The 16,019-nt window shown below is 61.7% G+C and carries 11 protein-coding genes and 1 other annotated feature; of the genes, 3 read left to right on the top strand and 8 right to left on the bottom strand.

Features of this window, described 5'->3' with window-relative positions:
* Nucleotides 1-3 precede the first annotated feature (3 nt).
* Nucleotides 4-2,658, bottom strand: coding sequence for an alanine--tRNA ligase (gene alaS, locus Q9295_RS04130; RefSeq protein ID WP_306679238.1), 2,655 nt, complete (start codon nt 2,656-2,658; stop codon nt 4-6).
* 190 nt (nt 2,659-2,848) lie between these two features.
* Nucleotides 2,849-3,922, bottom strand: coding sequence for a recombinase RecA (gene recA, locus Q9295_RS04135; protein WP_306679240.1), 1,074 nt, complete (start codon nt 3,920-3,922; stop codon nt 2,849-2,851).
* Nucleotides 3,923-4,124: 202 nt separating this feature from the next.
* On the opposite strand from recA, the gene Q9295_RS04140 reads away from it, so the two are divergent.
* Nucleotides 4,125-4,724 (top strand): hypothetical protein, encoded by a 600-nt coding sequence (locus tag Q9295_RS04140; protein ID WP_306679241.1) that lies wholly within the window; start codon nt 4,125-4,127, stop codon nt 4,722-4,724.
* A gap of 6 nt (nt 4,725-4,730) precedes the next feature.
* Here Q9295_RS04140 and Q9295_RS04145 read toward each other — a convergent pair whose 3' ends face one another.
* From Q9295_RS04145 to guaB, 6 genes are all read right to left on the bottom strand, one after another.
* Nucleotides 4,731-7,010 (bottom strand): hybrid sensor histidine kinase/response regulator, encoded by a 2,280-nt coding sequence (locus Q9295_RS04145; protein ID WP_306679349.1) that lies wholly within the window; start codon nt 7,008-7,010, stop codon nt 4,731-4,733.
* A 249-nt stretch (nt 7,011-7,259) separates the two neighbouring features.
* Nucleotides 7,260-8,414, bottom strand: a complete 1,155-nt coding sequence (locus tag Q9295_RS04150) for an RsmB/NOP family class I SAM-dependent RNA methyltransferase (protein ID WP_306679242.1) — start codon at nt 8,412-8,414, stop codon at nt 7,260-7,262.
* A gap of 175 nt (nt 8,415-8,589) precedes the next feature.
* Complete coding sequence (locus tag Q9295_RS04155) at nt 8,590-9,600, bottom strand: Ldh family oxidoreductase (RefSeq protein ID WP_306679243.1); 1,011 nt, start codon at nt 9,598-9,600, stop codon at nt 8,590-8,592.
* Between the two features lie 2 nt (nt 9,601-9,602).
* Nucleotides 9,603-11,024: a SulP family inorganic anion transporter gene (locus Q9295_RS04160; RefSeq protein WP_373457425.1), complete on the bottom strand. Its 1,422-nt coding sequence runs from the start codon at nt 11,022-11,024 to the stop codon at nt 9,603-9,605.
* Nucleotides 11,025-11,044: 20 nt separating this feature from the next.
* Nucleotides 11,045-11,100 (bottom strand) — a sequence feature (sul1 is cis-regulatory element that is thought to sense ions involved in sulfur or methionine metabolism; They are found in Alphaproteobacteria).
* 172 nt (nt 11,101-11,272) lie between these two features.
* Entirely contained in the window at nt 11,273-11,974 is a 702-nt protein-coding gene (locus Q9295_RS04165; RefSeq protein ID WP_306679245.1) for an inorganic diphosphatase, read from the bottom strand.
* A 243-nt stretch (nt 11,975-12,217) separates the two neighbouring features.
* The gene (gene guaB, locus Q9295_RS04170) at nt 12,218-13,666 is read right to left on the bottom strand and encodes an IMP dehydrogenase (protein WP_306679246.1); all 1,449 of its coding nucleotides are present in this window, start codon (nt 13,664-13,666) and stop codon (nt 12,218-12,220) included.
* A 151-nt stretch (nt 13,667-13,817) separates the two neighbouring features.
* Between guaB and Q9295_RS04175 the strand changes: the two genes are divergently transcribed.
* The gene (locus Q9295_RS04175; protein WP_306679247.1) at nt 13,818-14,507 is read left to right on the top strand and encodes a type 1 glutamine amidotransferase; all 690 of its coding nucleotides are present in this window, start codon (nt 13,818-13,820) and stop codon (nt 14,505-14,507) included.
* A gap of 538 nt (nt 14,508-15,045) precedes the next feature.
* Nucleotides 15,046-16,017, top strand: a complete 972-nt coding sequence (locus Q9295_RS04180; RefSeq protein WP_306679248.1) for a glucokinase — start codon at nt 15,046-15,048, stop codon at nt 16,015-16,017.
* Nucleotides 16,018-16,019: the final 2 nt, after the last annotated feature.

A 16,019-nucleotide genomic window follows, 5' to 3' on the forward strand; every position in this document is an offset into this window, starting at 1 on the left:
GGCTTAGCCTTTCATTGCGGCTTCGACCGCGGCAAGGGCAGCATCGGCCAAAGCGATATCCGCGCCACCGGCCTGCGCCATATCCGGACGGCCACCGCCGCCTTTGCCGCCCAAAGCCTCGGCAGCCGCCTTGACCAAGGTAACGGCCGAGATTTGGCCGGTCAGATCCGCCGTAACGCCCGCCGCCACCGCAGGCTTAGCGCCCGTGTCAGCGATCAGCACCACCGCGCCCGAGCCGATGCGGCCCTTGATCTCATCGATCATCGCCGGCAGATCTTTGCCCGAGACGCCTTTCAAGACCTGCGCCACCAGCTTCACGCCGTTGATTTCTTTGGCTTCCGTGGCCTGACCCGAGCCGCCCATCGCCAGCTCACGCCGCAAAGTGGCCACTTCGTTTTCCAACTTGCGGCGATCTTCGGCCAACAGCCGCACCCGCTCGACCACTTCCGTGACCGGCGCTTTCAGCGAGGAGGCAATCTCGGCCAACCGCTGATCTTGCGCGCGCAGATGGTCCAACGCCGCTTGACCGGTCAGCGCCTCAATCCGCCGCACCCCGGCGCTGGAAGCGGAATCGCCCAACAGAACCAAAGCGCCGATATCGCCGGTGCGCGTGACATGGGTGCCGCCGCAAAGCTCAAGCGAGTAGGTGCGCTGATCCGCGCCCTTGCCCGAACCATCAAGCCAACCCATTGAAACAACGCGGACTTCCTCGCCGTACTTCTCACCAAACAAGGCCTGCGCGCCAATAGCACGGGCATCGTCCGGCGTCATGATCCGGGTATCAACCGGCGCATTTTGGCGGATATAGGCGTTCACCTCGGCCTCAACCTGCGCCTGTTCGGCAGCGGTCAAAGCGTGGCTATGGCTGAAGTCAAAGCGCAGACGGTCGGGCGCGTTCAAGCTGCCCTTTTGCGCCACATGATCGCCAAGCGCACGGCGGAGCGCCTCATGCAGCAGGTGCGTCGCCGAGTGATTGGCTTGGATCTGGCTGCGGCGGCTGTGCTCGACTTCAAGCTTGGCGGCTTGATCCTTGGCAATCTTGCCCTCAGTGACGCGGCCGATGTGCAGGAAAACCCCGGCCACCTTCTTGGTGTCGGTCACTTCAACCACGCCCGTCGCAGTGCGGATCACGCCGGTGTCGCCCACCTGACCGCCGCTTTCTGCGTAGAAGGGCGATTGGTTAACGACCACCTGCACCGCCTCACCCGTCTCGGCCGAGGCGATTTCCGCGCCGTCGCGGACCAGAGCCAAGACAACACCCTCAGCCACTTCAGTATCATAACCCAAGAATTCGGTGGTGCCGCGCTCTTCAGCCAGCTCGAACCAGATTTTGGCGTCCTTGGCCTCACCAATGCCCGACCATGCCGCACGGGCTTTGGCCTTTTGCTCGGCCATAGCCGCATCAAAGCCCTCAACATCGACCGCACGGCCCTTCTCACGCAAAGCGTCTTGCGTCAGATCCAGCGGGAAGCCGAAAGTGTCATAAAGCTTAAAGGCTGCCGCACCCGGCAGATCGCCGCCCTCGGGCAGACGGGCCAGCTCATCATCCAAGAGCCGCAAGCCACGATCGAGGGTCTGCTTGAACCGGGTCTCTTCCAGCTTCAGCGTCTCTTCGATCAAGGGCTGCGCGCGGGTCAGCTCGGGGTAAGCCGCGCCCATCTGGCGCACCAAAGCCGGCACCAGCTTCCACATCACCGGATCCTGCGCGCCCAGCATATGCGCATGGCGCATCGCGCGGCGCATGATCCGGCGCAAAACGTAGCCGCGGCCCTCATTCGACGGCATCACCCCATCGGCAATCAGGAACGAGGTCGAACGCAGGTGGTCCGCGATCACCCGATGGCTGGTTTTGCCAGGCCCATCAGGGTCTTGGCTGGTGGCATGCGCCGAAGCCTCAATCAGGCTGCGCATCAAATCGGTGTCGTAATTGTCGTGCTTGCCTTGCAGCAAAGCGCCAATCCGCTCCAGCCCCATGCCGGTGTCGATGCTTTGCATCTCCAAGGGACGCATCGAGCCATCGGCGAACTGCTCGTTTTGCATGAAAACGTTGTTCCAGATCTCGATGAAGCGGTCGCCGTCTTCATCCGCGCTGCCCGGAGGACCGCCCCAGATGCTGTCGCCGTGATCGTAGAAAATCTCGGTGCAGGGACCGCAAGGCCCGGTCGGCCCCATGCGCCAGAAGTTGTCATCGCTGGCGATGCGGATGATGCGATCTTCCGGCAGGCCGGCGATGCGCTTCCACATCCCGGCGGCTTCGTCGTCAGTATGGTAAACGGTGACCAAAAGCTTGTCTTTGGCCAGGCCGAAATCCTTGGTCAAAAGCTCCCAAGCGAAGGTGATCGCCTGCTCTTTGAAATAATCGCCAAAGGAGAAATTCCCCAGCATTTCAAAGAAGGTATGGTGGCGCGCCGTATAGCCCACATTGTCAAGATCGTTGTGTTTGCCGCCGGCGCGCACGCATTTTTGCGCCGTGGTGGCCCGCTTGTAATCGCGCGTCTCAACCCCGGTGAACAGGTTCTTAAACTGCACCATGCCCGAGTTCGCAAACATCAGCGTCGGATCGTTGCGCGGCACCAGCGAGGAGCTTTCCACGACCCGGTGGTCGTTGCGCTTGAAGAAATCGAGATAGGTGGAACGGATATCGTTCAGCGAAGCCATGATGCGGGGCCTTTCAGCACTGGGCTTTTTTCGAGAAATTCAGCCAATTGCGCCCCGTTTAGCCGTGCTTTTCGGGCCTGTCCACCACGGGATGCGCCAGAGCTGCCGCGAAGACGCAAAAGGCCGGAGAGTTCCCCCCGGCCCCTGCCCGATCGCTTTAAGTTCAGCCAGCTTGCCCTGGCTGCGGGCCTTAGCCCTCCATCACGTCATCATCCTCACCGCCCGGCTCGGCTTGGAAGTCCAAGCCATTGGCATTGCGGATTTTCTCTTCGATTGCGGCCGCCATAGCGGGGTTGTTCTTCAGGAAGGTTTTGGCATTTTCACGGCCCTGACCGATCCGCTCATCCCCGTAGGAATACCAAGCGCCCGATTTATCAACCACGCCCGCCTTCACGCCGATATCGACCAGCTCACCGGTTTTCGAGATGCCTTCACCATACATGATGTCGAATTCCACCTGTTTGAAGGGCGGCGCCACTTTGTTCTTCACCACCTTGACGCGGGTGGTGTTGCCAACCACCTCTTCGCGGTCCTTGATCGCGCCGATCCGGCGGATGTCCAGACGCACCGAGGCGTAGAATTTCAAGGCGTTACCGCCAGTGGTGGTCTCGGGGCTGCCGAACATCACGCCAATCTTCATCCGGATTTGGTTGATGAAGATCACCATGCAGTTGCTGCGGCCAATGCTGGCGGTCAGTTTGCGCATCGCTTGAGACATCAGGCGCGCCTGCGCGCCGACCGTCGCGTCGCCCATGTCGCCTTCAAGCTCGGCCTTGGGGGTCAGTGCCGCGACCGAGTCGACCACGATCAAGCTGACCGCGCCCGAGCGCACCAGCGTATCCACGATCTCCAGCGCCTGCTCGCCCGTATCGGGTTGCGAGATCAGCAATTCATCAAGGTTAACACCAAGTTTCTTGGCATAGCCCGGATCCAGCGCATGTTCAGCGTCAACAAAGGCGCAAACCCCGCCCTTCTTCTGCTCTTCGGCCACAACATGCAGCGTCAGCGTGGTTTTACCCGAGCTTTCCGGCCCATAAATCTCCACGATCCGGCCCTTAGGCAGACCGCCGATGCCAAGCGCGATATCCAGACCCAACGAGCCGGTCGATGTCGCTTCAATCTCCATCGCAGCGGTATTGGCGCCGAGCTTCATGATCGAGCCCTTGCCAAACTGCCGTTCGATCTGCGCCAACGCGCTCTCCAGGGCTTTTTGCTTATCCATATCCCGCTTGCTCCCAAGATCGAAAAGATTGGCGACAGTCATCCGTGTCTCCTTATCCCACAGCCACCCTTAAGCAGCAATGCTTGCCCGTGTTCCACTTCTGTTCGCAATATATGCGATCAAAACGTGAACATTTCAAGCGATTTGTCTCGGATTGATTTTTCTCCGGACTTGCTTAACGGATGGTTTAAATTGCAGCGCAGAAGCGCTTAAAATTGGGTGTTTGCGAAGGGATTGGCTTGAAATGCTGGTATTTTGGGAAGCTCGGCTGGTGTTCTTGGCCACACCCAAGACCGGATCGAGCGCGATTGCTGCGGCGCTCGAATCGCAGGCCTCCATCTCAGTGCAGCGCCCGCCGGTGCTGAAACACACCACGGTGCACCGCTTCCGCCGCTTTCTTGGTCCCTATCTTGAAGCGGCCAGCAAGACCGATTGGACCGCCGTAGCGCTGATGCGCGAGCCACGCGATTGGCTTGGCTCTTGGTATCGTTACCGCCAGCGCCCGGGGACTGAGCCGACAAAATCCACCGCTGGACTGAGCTTTGAGGCATTCGTGCAAGGTTGGTGCTCCGCCGACCGTCCCGATTTTGCCGATGTGGGCAGCCAAGAGCGCTTCTTGCGGCCGCGTCAAGGCCAAGGTGTCGACCGGCTCTTTCGCTATGAAGAGATCGACATTTTCATCGATTATCTCTCCGAACGTTTGGGGCGAGAGATCACCTTGTCGCGGGTGAATGTCTCACCCAAAGTGGAGACAGAGCTTTCCCCCGAGACCGAGGCTTTGCTGCGCAAATCCGCTGCAGCGGATTTTGCGCTTTATGACAGTATCGGGCCCAATTTTCTTTAACAAAGCTTAGTGCAGCTGCCCCTGCACGGTCTGCGTAAGATCATTCAGAGAGAAGGGTTTGGGCAGGAAGATCGAATTGGGGATCCGCGCCTGATCGGCCGAGAGTACATCCTCGGCATAGCCCGAGACGAAGATCACCTTCACATCTGGGCGCGTCTCTAAGGCGCGCTTGACCCAAGTTGGCCCGTCCATCCCCGGCATCACCACATCGGTGACGAAAACATCCACCTCAAGTGCGGGGTCGGCCAAAGTCCGCAGCGCCTCTTCCGCGCTTTCTGCCTCAAGCACGGTATAGCCGCGCAGCCGCAAGGCGCGGCTGGCAAAGGCGCGCACCGGTGCCTCATCCTCGACCAAAAGCACCACACCTTCGCTGGTGCGGATCATCATCCGGCGCGGCTCTTCCACCACGGGTGCAACAGTTTCATCATCGTCCACCGCAGTATAGGCGGGCAGAAAAATCTCAAAAACCGTGCCACGGCCCTGTTCACTGGCCACAAAAATGTAACCACCCGATTGCTTGACGATCCCGTAGACTGTTGAAAGGCCAAGCCCGGTGCCCTCGCCCACCTTTTTTGTGGTGAAAAAGGGATCGAAAATCTTCTCAAGCTTATCCGTGGGGATGCCGCACCCTGTATCCAGCACCCGGATCATTGCGTAATGGCCGGCCGGAATCGTGGCGCGCTCACGCACCAAAGGCTCGGGCAGCGTCATCGCCTCGGTCTCGATCCGGATCGTGCCGCCGTCCGGCATCGCATCGCGGGCGTTCACGACAAGGTTCATCAAAACCTGTTCAAGCTGGCGTTTATCGGCGCGAATGGGCGCCAGGCTGGGGTCATGCGCCAGCTGCAATTGCACCTTTTCCCCCACCAGCCGATTCAAAAGATGGGTGAGGTCGGAAAGCACTTCCGGCAGATCCAGGGTTTCCGGCGTAAGGGTCTGCTTGCGCGAAAAGGCCAGCAATTGACTGACCAAACCCGCCGCGCGATTGGCGTTCTGGCGGATCTGTTCAAGATCGGCGAAATCGGCATCCTCACGGCCGTGATGCAGCAGCAAAAGATCGCAATGCCCCAAGATCGCGGTCAGCAAGTTGTTGAAATCATGCGCAACTCCACCGGCCAACTGGCCAATCGCCTGCATCTTCTGGCTTTGGGTGAACTGCGCTTCAAGCTTCTTCAAAGCCGTCGCATCGGCCAGCACGGCCAAGGCGCCGCTGCGGCCATGCTCAACAATCCGGCGCAGTTGCACCTGGACAAAACTGTCCTCACCGGCCCGGCGCACCCTTAGCACCTCGGACCCGGCTGGAAGCCGTTCCGAGACCACATCCGAGAGCCAATCCGCGACAGGTCGCCCCAGATCTTCAAAGAGGTCGTGAAAGGACAATTCGGCCATCGGAATGTCACCCAAAAGCCGCCGCGCCTCTAGGTTTAGGCTGCGCAACCGGCCATCTGCGGCGAATTTCATCAGCGCCACCGGCACGCTTTCAAAATCGGTGCTGATCGTATCTTCGTCGTTGCGCGTGGCGGACGGCAAGAGAAACACCTCACGGCGATCACCCAAGCCTTCGACCTCGGCCACCACGGCGCGTAACGGGCCATTATGACCGAAAACCTGCACCTCCTCGCCCGAGACAACGCGCGGGTTCGGGAAGATGCGGTCCAGCCGTTTTGGCCGCTCTCCCAAAAGCTTACGCATCGCTTCATTGGAAAACAGCACCACGCCGGCGCGGTTTACCACCACCATCGGCAGGCTGAGCCCCTCTGCCCCGCGGCCCGCGGTGCTGCGGTCTTGAAACTCCTCCAACCGCCACAGAAATCGATCGGCAGCCAGTCGGTGCACCGAAAGTCGCAGATGCCCCCGCCGCGTCACCAGATCCTCACGCGCGGCGCCGCTGTTGGCCGCGCGTGATTGCAGGCGAAAGAGCACCGCGGAAGGTGCCGCAAATTGCTCATGCAGCTGCGCCACCAGCGTTTGTGCGGCGTGATCGCCAAAGCGGCTCAGGGCTGCGGCGTTGCGAAAGAGAATGCGCCCCATCTCATCGGTCGAAAAGCAAGGCGCCACATCCTGCCCCACCAGCTGGGTCAAATGCGCCGCTTGTCTTCGGTCATGCCAGCGCTGCACCCCAAGCCCACTGCGCAAGATCAGCGTCAGCGCGACAAGCGCCAAGCCCGTGATTAATAACCCGTTTCGCACCGGTCCCGCCCCTGAGACCAGCGCGAGCCCAAGGCTCACGAGCCCCGCGCTTAAGATCCATACCGCTTGCGCTGACAAGCCGCGCGTCACCCGCATCACGGCCCTCATCTCGCTGTCGGGTTGACGCACCTGTCCCTCCGCTTTGCACCCGGGCATTGGCGAGGGCAGCCCCCGCTGGCTCCATAGGAGAGGCAACTCGTTAAACAGGGATTAACTTGAGTGAGATTTTTCCGGCAAATCGCAATTAAAGGCGTCAGCACGGCGGGGCTTTGAGCCTGCAGCGAAGCAAGGCGCAGGCTCAAATGTTAAGGCTTTGTTTGGCAACCTTAAGGTGCACCCATCAAGTCAGTCGCGCGCCAAAAGCGCAAGGCCAAAGCCGTCGCCGTCTTGCAAAGGCGTGAAACGATAGCTTTCACGCAACGACCAGCCGGGGGTGCGGGCCAAAAATGCCGCCACCTGATCTTCATTCTCCGCCCGCAAAAGCGAGCAGGTGGCATAGCCCACCACGCCATTTGGCGCGCAAAGCCGCGCGGCTCGGTCCAAAATCTCGGACTGCAAAGCCACCAAACCGGCCAATCGCTCAGCGCTCAGGCTCCACTTGCCTTCCGGGTCGCGCCGCCAAGAACCCGAACCAGAGCAAGGCACATCGGCCAGCACAACGTCAAAGGGCGCCTGGCTTTCTGGCGCGGTGGTCAGGGTGATTTTCACCCCGGCCCGCGCCGCGCGCGCCGGCAAATCGGCCATCCGGCGTGGGTTGGCGTCATGGGCGTAAAGCTTCAGTTTCGCCCGCGCCGCCAAGGCCAAAGACTTGCCGCCGCCCCCGGCGCAAAGGTCCAAAACCTTTGCGCCCGCGCGCAAAGGCACCGCCTCGGCCAAGGCCTGCGAGGCGGCGTCTTGCAGCTCAACCAAGCCTTCCGCGTAAGTAGCAGAATTCTGGATTTTCCGAGCGTTCCCGGTCACTTCCAAGGCAAACTGTGCCAAAGGATGCGGGCGCGTGGTGATCCCTTCCGCCGCCAAAGCCGCCATTGCGGCCTCAACCGTGGTCTTGCCCGCGTTCACCCGCAAAAACACCGGCGCGCGCGATTGCAGCGCCTGCATGACGGGGGCGAAATCCTCGCCCAAAGCTTGCTGCAACTGCGGGGTCAGCCATGCCGGGCAGTCCAAAGCGTCCAGCCCTTCAGGCTGCGCAGCCGGCTCTGTTGCTACGGCAGGGCCATGCGGCGAGCCATCGAACCACAAAGCCTCAACCCCGGCAGCGCGTGCTGCCCCCAAAACCACGCTGCGACCGGTCAGCGTGCCGATGGGCGCCCCGCCAAGCGCTGCGAATGAGCGCAAGCAGCGCAAGCCGTCATAGACAATATCGCGCACCGCCGCCCGGTCGCCCGATCCGGCATAGCGCGCGCCGCGCCCCCAGCTGGTCAAAACCTTCTCAGCGGGCTCCCCCGCCAAAACCTTGTCCAAGATGCCAATGGCCGCCGCGGCCCGTGCTGCCAGCTGCATCAGATGCCCCCAGCGCTGAGTGGGTGAGACAGCGTCGGGACGCGACAGGTTAGGGTCGAAAACATGAAGATTTCCCGAACAGTTTTGACGAATTTCGCAAGGCGGCAAAGCGCGCGCCTTGCTTTACCCCAGCCCCGCTGTGGGGCCAAGGGCTGTGAGATATCGGCGCGCGGGCCTAGCGGCCTGCGATCCCCGCCAAAATCTGCTCATAAAGCGCGTGGCGCAAAGGGATGCCGTCACGCTGATGCACGTCGCGCAAGCCATGCCGCCGCGCCCCCGGCAGGCGCGCGCCCTGCCCCGAGATCGCCCCCAACATCGCCTCGGCAGCCGCCTCATCCGAGGGATCCGACAAAAGCTTGGGGTCAATCGCAATGACCAGTTCGGCATGGCAGGGCGCCGCCTTATGCCCCTCATCAAACCGGGCCGAGGCCGCACTCGTCAGCCCGCCAATCATCGGCCCCGCCATCAGCTCAATCATCGTCGCCAGAGCCGAGCCTTTGTGGCCGCCAAAGGGCAGCATCGCCCCCGCCAGCACCGCCGCAGGATCGGTTGTCGGCTGGCCCTCAGGGTCCAGCCCCCAGCCCTCAGGGATCGCCCGCCCCTCATTGCGCGCCATAGCAATATCGGCGCGCGCCGCCGCAGTGGTTGCAAAATCAAACACATAGGGCGGCTGTCCGGGCCTTGGCCATGCAAAAGCCATCGGATTGGTGCCGAGCACCGGCTTTGTGCCGCCCGCTGGCACCACCCAATCATGCGTTGGGTTCATCGACAGGCCCACCAGCCCTGCCTCGGCCAAAGCCTCGACCACCGGCCAAAGGGCTGTGGAATGAAAGCCATTGCGCACCGCCATAAAGGCAATGCCCAAAGCCTTCGCCGAGGCAATCAGCTGCGGCAAGGCACTCATCGTAGCATGGACCGCAAAGCCGTAATCGGCATCGACCTTCAAGACCGCAGGCGTCACCTGCTCTACCCGCAGCTGCGGGGCCTTTTGAAAGGCCGGATGGCCAATGGTGTCGCGGGTGCCGGGCAGCCTTTGCAGCCCATGCGACAGGCTCCCATCGCGCTGCGCCGCGCAAAGCACAGATGCCATCGACGTCGCGTGGCCGCGCTCAAGCCCTTGCGCTGTAAGGAAATCCACCGCCAGCTGCATAAGCTCGGCCTCGGTCATCCGCAGATCATCAGACATCGTTACCCTCTCCCAACCTCAGCGACAGCCGCGCCCTGCATGCCCCGCAGGGTCACGCCGATCTCATGCGCCAAGAACCGCTGCCTTACCTTCTCAACCGCCGCTGCGGCGGTGATGTCCCAGAGCTTGGCCCCGCTCAAGTCAATCGTCACCGGCCCCTCATGGTCGCTGGGATCAAAGGCATCCACAAAAGCATCGGCCGAGGCAAAGAACAGCTGCCCCTCGACGATATAGGTGTCACCCTCGCGCCGCACCTGCTGCAACGCCGCGACTTTGGCGGCGAAGAAGACGCCGCTCATCAGCACCCCCACCAGCACCCCCAGCGAGAGGTTGTGGCTGACCACCGTCACCGCCACCGTGGTCAGCATCACCAGATTGGAGAGCCTTGGCGTGGCGCGCAGCCGCCGCAACGAGCCCCAGTCCAACGTATCGATCGAGACCATGATCATAATCGCGACCAGCGCCGCCACCGGCACTTGGCCGATCACATCTCCGGCCGCCACCATGAACAGCAGCAAAAGCCCGCCCGCCGCCAAAGTCGAAAGCCGCCCGCGGCCGCCGTATTTCACATTCGACACCGTCTGACCGATCATCCCGCAACCGGCGATGCCGCCAAAAAGGCTTGCCGCCACATTGGCCAACCCCAAACCGCGCGCCTCGGCATCCTTGTTCGAGGGCGTGCCGGTCTGATCATCGACCACCCCCGCCGTCATAAGGCTTTCCAAAAGCCCCACCATCGCAATCGCCAAGGCAGGCGCGAAGATGATGCTGAGAAGCTCCAACCCCCACGGCACCTGCGGCAGATGGAAGCCCGGCAAGCCTTGCGGCAGCGCGCCCAGATCGGCCACGCGCGGCAGCTCAATCCCAAGGGCCGCGCACAAAGCCGTCAGCACCACCACGCAAATCAGCGGCGCCGGGATCTTGGTGGTCAGCCTCGGCCCCAGATAAATGATCGCCAACCCCGCCGCGATCACGCCATAGCCCACCGCCCCCGCATTCAAAATATGCGGCAGTTGCGCGGCAAAGATCAGGATCGCCAAGGCATTCACAAAGCCCGTGCGCACCGAGCTTGAGACATAGCGCATCAAGCTCGACAGCCGCGCAAAGCCAAAGACGATCTGGAACAGGCCCGCCAAAAGCCCGGCGGCAAAGAGATATTCCACCCCATGCTCGCGCACCAAAGGTGCCACCACCAAAGCCACCGAACCCGCCGCGGCCGAGATCATCGCCGGGCGACCACCAAAGACCGCGATCACGATGCTGATCACGAATGAGGCGTAAAGCCCCACAGCCGGATCGATGCCAGCGGTGAAAGAAAAGGCAATCACCTCAGGGATCAGGGCAAAGGTCGCCACCGCCCCTGCAAGGATCTCACGCATAGGATGCGCCTGCCACTGCCGCAGGTAAGGCCGGGTTTGGATCATGATGCAGGGATTTTCGCTATGGTAATCCGGCGGATCAGCGGCCGGAAGAGCCACCCGGGCTTGCACCGGGTCCAAATGAGTGACGCCGTCTTACCCGCAAGCCCCGTAAGTTCCAAGCCCAAGGGGCCGCGCCCCGCGTCCCTCGCAAAAAGGCCTGCCATTCCCCATGGCAGGCCTTTTTGGTGTGATGTCCGTCAAACCCGCCCTCACCCGCAGCCTTTCGCGGGATAGAGCGATGACGCGTCGGTTTACTTGGCTTCGTATTGCGCGGCAGCCGCCTCAAAGACGCTCATCGCGACGTCTTTCTCCGCAAAGCCTTGCGATTCCATCCCGCCATCGGGGCCTTTGTAATTGGCAAACCACAGGCCGATGATCTCGCTCACGCCCGGATAGACCTCATCCAACTGCGCCATGCTTTCGATCGCAGCAAAGGGCGAGTTCTCGGTCATGACCGCGATCAGCTTGTCGTCCTGCTCGCCACCGTCGAGCATCTTCAGAACGCCGATCAGTCGTACATCAACGATCTCGCCGCGCGGTGCGGCTTGGCCAAGGATGATCACATCCAGCGGGTCGCCGTCGCCGCCCAGCTCTTTGGGCAAAGCCGTGCCGGGGATCGAGCCGTAATTACCCGGATAGCCAAGGTAATTCACGATGCGCGGGGCGTCGTTCTTATATTCCCAATAGACCGCATTCGGGTTTTCTTTGCTGACTTCCCATTTGGCCGAAGTGCCGGTCGGGATCTCAACGATGGCGCGGATCGTACCATCGTCGTTGCGCGCGGCCAGTTCCATCAAGGCATCTTTGCCGACAATGGTGAAATCATCCTGCGCCGTCATCGCCGAGCTGTGGCGGATCGCATCGGCAAAGCCAAGCCCGCCAAGGGTCTCGGCAGCGGCGAAACTCGGCAGCATGGCGCAAAGAGCGGCGGAAAGTGCAATCTTGGTGTTCATGGTCATCCTCTCAGGTTGAAAGCCTGATAGACCCGCGACATGACAGCCCAGTAAAACTGACGTGACAGTTTTGTAAGGGACCCGGGTGCTGCCAAAGGAAACCTACGGGCCCCAACGCCCCGGCAGACCAGAGATTGCGCGACAGCTTTGCGCAAAACTCGCAAGAAAAAGGCGGTGAGATCCTGTGATCTCACCGCCTTTTCGGCTGTAACTGGCCAAAAGGCTTAACCTAGAACCGCAGGATCAACCGATCCGGTAGTTCGGGCTTTCGCGGGTGATCTGCACGTCATGGACGTGGCTTTCCTTCAAGCCCGCCCCGGTGATGCGCACGAAATTGCAGTTCTTGCGCATCTCTTCCACGGTGCGGTTGCCGGTGTAGCCCATTGCCGCGCGCAAGCCGCCCACCATCTGGTGAATGACCGCAGCCGCCGTGCCCTTGTAAGGCACCTGCCCTTCGATCCCCTCAGGCACCAGCTTGTCGCTCGCCGCATCCTTCTGGAAATAGCGGTCGGCCGAGCCACGCGCCATCGCACCAAGGCTGCCCATGCCGCGGTAGGCCTTGAAGCTCCGCCCCTGCCACAGGATCACCTCACCCGGAGATTCGTCGGTGCCCGCAATCGCCGAGCCAACCATGGCGCAAGAGGCACCCGCCGCGATCGCCTTGGCAAAATCGCCCGAATATTTGATGCCGCCATCGGCGATCACCGGGATATCTCCGGCCGCGCGGGCCGCATCCATGATCGCGGTCAGCTGCGGCACGCCCACACCGGCCACGATCCGCGTGGTGCAGATCGAGCCGGGGCCGATGCCCACTTTGACCGCATCTGCACCAGCGCCGATCAGTGCCCGCGTCGCCTCGCCGGTGGCGACGTTACCTGCCACCACTTGCACGCTGCTCGAGAGCTTCTTGATCCGCTCCACCGCAATCGCCACCCCTTCGGAATGGCCATGCGCGGTGTCGATCACCACCATATCAACGCCCGCCTCGATCAAGGCCTGTGAGCGCTCGAAACCTGCATCGCCAACGGTCGAGGCCGCAGCCACGCGCAGACGGCCCAGCTCATCCTTGCACGCATGCGGGTTCAGCACAGCGGTTTCCGTGTCGCGCAGGGTCAAAAGCCCGGTGAGCTTATTTTGCGCATCCGTCACCAAAAGCTTCTCAATGCGGCGCGATTTCATCAGGCTGATCGCCTCGGCCCGGTCCACCGGCTCCCGCAGGATCGCCAGATTTTCGGCGCTCATCATCACCGAAACCGGGGTGCGGTCATCAGAGGCAAAGCGCATATCGCGGTTGGTGACAATGCCAAGCACGCGACCTTGGGCGTCCACCACCGGGAAGCCGGTGATATTGTAGCGCTCCATCAACACCTTAGCATCGGCAAGGGTCTGCTCGGGCGACAAAGTGATCGGCTTATCCACCACACCGCTTTCGAACCGCTTCACCCGACGCACCTCAAGGGCCTGCGCTTCGATATCAAGATTGCGATGCACCACGCCAATGCCGCCAGCCTGCGCCATCGCAATCGCCATCCGGGCCTCGGTCACCGTATCCATCGCCGAGGACAGAAGCGGGATCGTCATCCGGATCGATTTGGTGACATAGGTCGAGGTGTCTGCGTCGGAGGGCAGCACATTGGACGCTGCCGGAACCAGCAGAACGTCATCAAAGGTCAGTGCCTCGCGAATCTCCATAGGTATCTCCTTGGGATGCTCGTTTGGCGGTTTGCCATTTCACGCCAAGACCGGGATGGCAAGCGTGATTCGCGCATAACATGGCTTGCCCAGCCCTTGCCTATGCGCCACGGCCATGGTGATTGGGGCGCATAAGAGAATGAGGTTTCTGATGCGCGTCGCCATTGTTGAAAACACCGCTGCCACCAACCACGGCCAGATCGGCGTGGCTTTGCATGAGGCAGGCGCGCGGATCGACCTTTACAAACCCTGGAAGGGTCAGCCGCTGCCCACAAAGGTGGATGCTGATGCCTTGGTGGTCTTCGGCGGAGAGCAATCGGCGCTGGATGACCACAGCCACCCCTATCTGCCGCAGCTGGCGCAACTGATGGCCGAATACACCGCGCTGGATCGCCCGGTCTTGGGGATTTGCCTTGGCTGCCAACTGCTTGCCCGCGCCTTTGGCGCCGAGAACCATTTGGGCCGCACGCCAGAATTTGGCTGGACCCCGATCACCCTGACCGAGGCAGGCCGCGCCGATCCTGTGCTGGGCCATCTGCCCACCACTTTCCCGATTTACCAATGGCATGGCGACACCTTCACTTTGCCAAAAGAGGCCGTGCAGCTTGCCAGCTCGGCCGCGGTCGCCCAACAAGGCTTCCGCATCGGCCGCGCCACCTATGGCACGCAGTTTCACTTCGAAGCCAACCGCGCCGTGGTCCGCGATTGGCGCGCAAGCTTCCCCGATCTTATGAACGCCGCCCGCCCCAATTGGGATTTCGAAACCGAGGCCGCAAGCTTGGGCGCTGAGGCAGACGCGCATGGTCTGAGCATCGCCCGCGCTTGGGTGCGTTTGATCTGACGCTGCACCCGTGGCTGGCGGCGCCAAGATGAGTATTTAGATCAAGATGAAGGGTTAAGGAGAGGTTAAGCCTTAACCCTGACTTGGGTTCAGCGCCCATCGGTTGCACTTCCCTCAAAGGGGGGCGACGCAGACAGCTTGGCATCGCAAGAAGCGGTGGCTCCCGAGGTGATCTATGGCCGTCTCACAGACGGCAACGCGTTGCCACAGGCGACGCCAACAGGCCAAAAGTGCGCCTCAAAGCCATAACACCCGGCGCAAGGATTATGGCCTGCTTCTCAGCCCTGCCCCAAAGCTGCGAGATCTCAGGCGCCAGCAAAGCCCGCAGAGGGCGTTGCACCCAACTTCGACGAGATTGGATCCCAAGCGCAAAGCCCTTCGTCTCAGGCTTTTTCTGCGGGTCACTTCTTGCTAGCTATGACAGGGGCAAGCCCGGTATTAAGGGCCAAAGCCCTAGCTTTGACGTCCATAGCATTCCCCAAACCCTCGACCACGCCTTCGCATGGGCCTTGGCCCGCAATCTCCATAAGGCTGCACTATGACGCTTTCCCTTCTGGCCGATATCGGCGGCACCAACACCCGCGTCGCCTTGGCCAATGGCCGCATTGTTTTGCAGCCCAGCATCCGACGCTTTTCCAACGCCGCTTATAAAGCCAAGGGCCAAGATATCGGCGATATCCTGCGCGATTACCTTGCCAGCTGTGGTGAGGCGGTCTCGGGCCTTTGCGTCGCTGCCGCAGGCCCGGTGCAAAACGGCGTGGCCACCATGACCAATCTCGCTTGGAGCATGGATGCGCCGATGCTCTCGGCTGCGACGGGCGCCACCAAGATTGAAATCCTGAACGATCTGCAAGCCCAAGGCCATGCTTTGGGCCATATCGCCGACGGTCATCTGCGCCGCGTGGTCGATGGCCCCCAAACGTCGGGCACGATGCTGGTGGTGGGGCTTGGCACCGGCGTCAATGCCGCTCCCGTGCATGGCAGCGGTGCTGGGCGTCTGGTGCCGGCCTCGGAATGCGGCCATGTCAATATGCCGGTCCGCACGGCCGAGGATCTGGCTTTGGCGCAGTTTATAACCGATCTGCTCCATTCACGCGCCGAGAATGGCCATCCGGGGGTGGAAGAGGTGCTCTCCGGTCGCGGCCTCGCCAATCTTTATGCCTTCGCGGCGGCGCAAGCGGGCTCGGACAGCCGGCTTGCTTCGGCCGAGGTGCTGGCCGCAGTGGCGGCTGAAGACGCGATCGCCACCCAGGCTGCCCAGCTCTATACGCGGATCTTGGGCCAGTTTCTGGCCGACCTTGCATTGGTGCATCTGCCCTTCGGCGGCATCTATTTGATCGGCGGGATGAGCCGGGCCATGATGCCCTCCTTCGCCCGCTTCGGCCTCAGCCAGCATTTCCGCGAAGACCGTCGCATCGACCTGCTGACCCGCGATTTCTCGGTGCAGGTGGTCGAGGATGATTATGCCGCTTTGACCGGATGCGCCGCTTGGCTGGCAGCCCAAGGCTAGGC

This window comes from Pseudogemmobacter lacusdianii (genome assembly GCF_030848395.1).
GTDB classification, from domain to species: domain Bacteria; phylum Pseudomonadota; class Alphaproteobacteria; order Rhodobacterales; family Rhodobacteraceae; genus Pseudogemmobacter; species Pseudogemmobacter lacusdianii.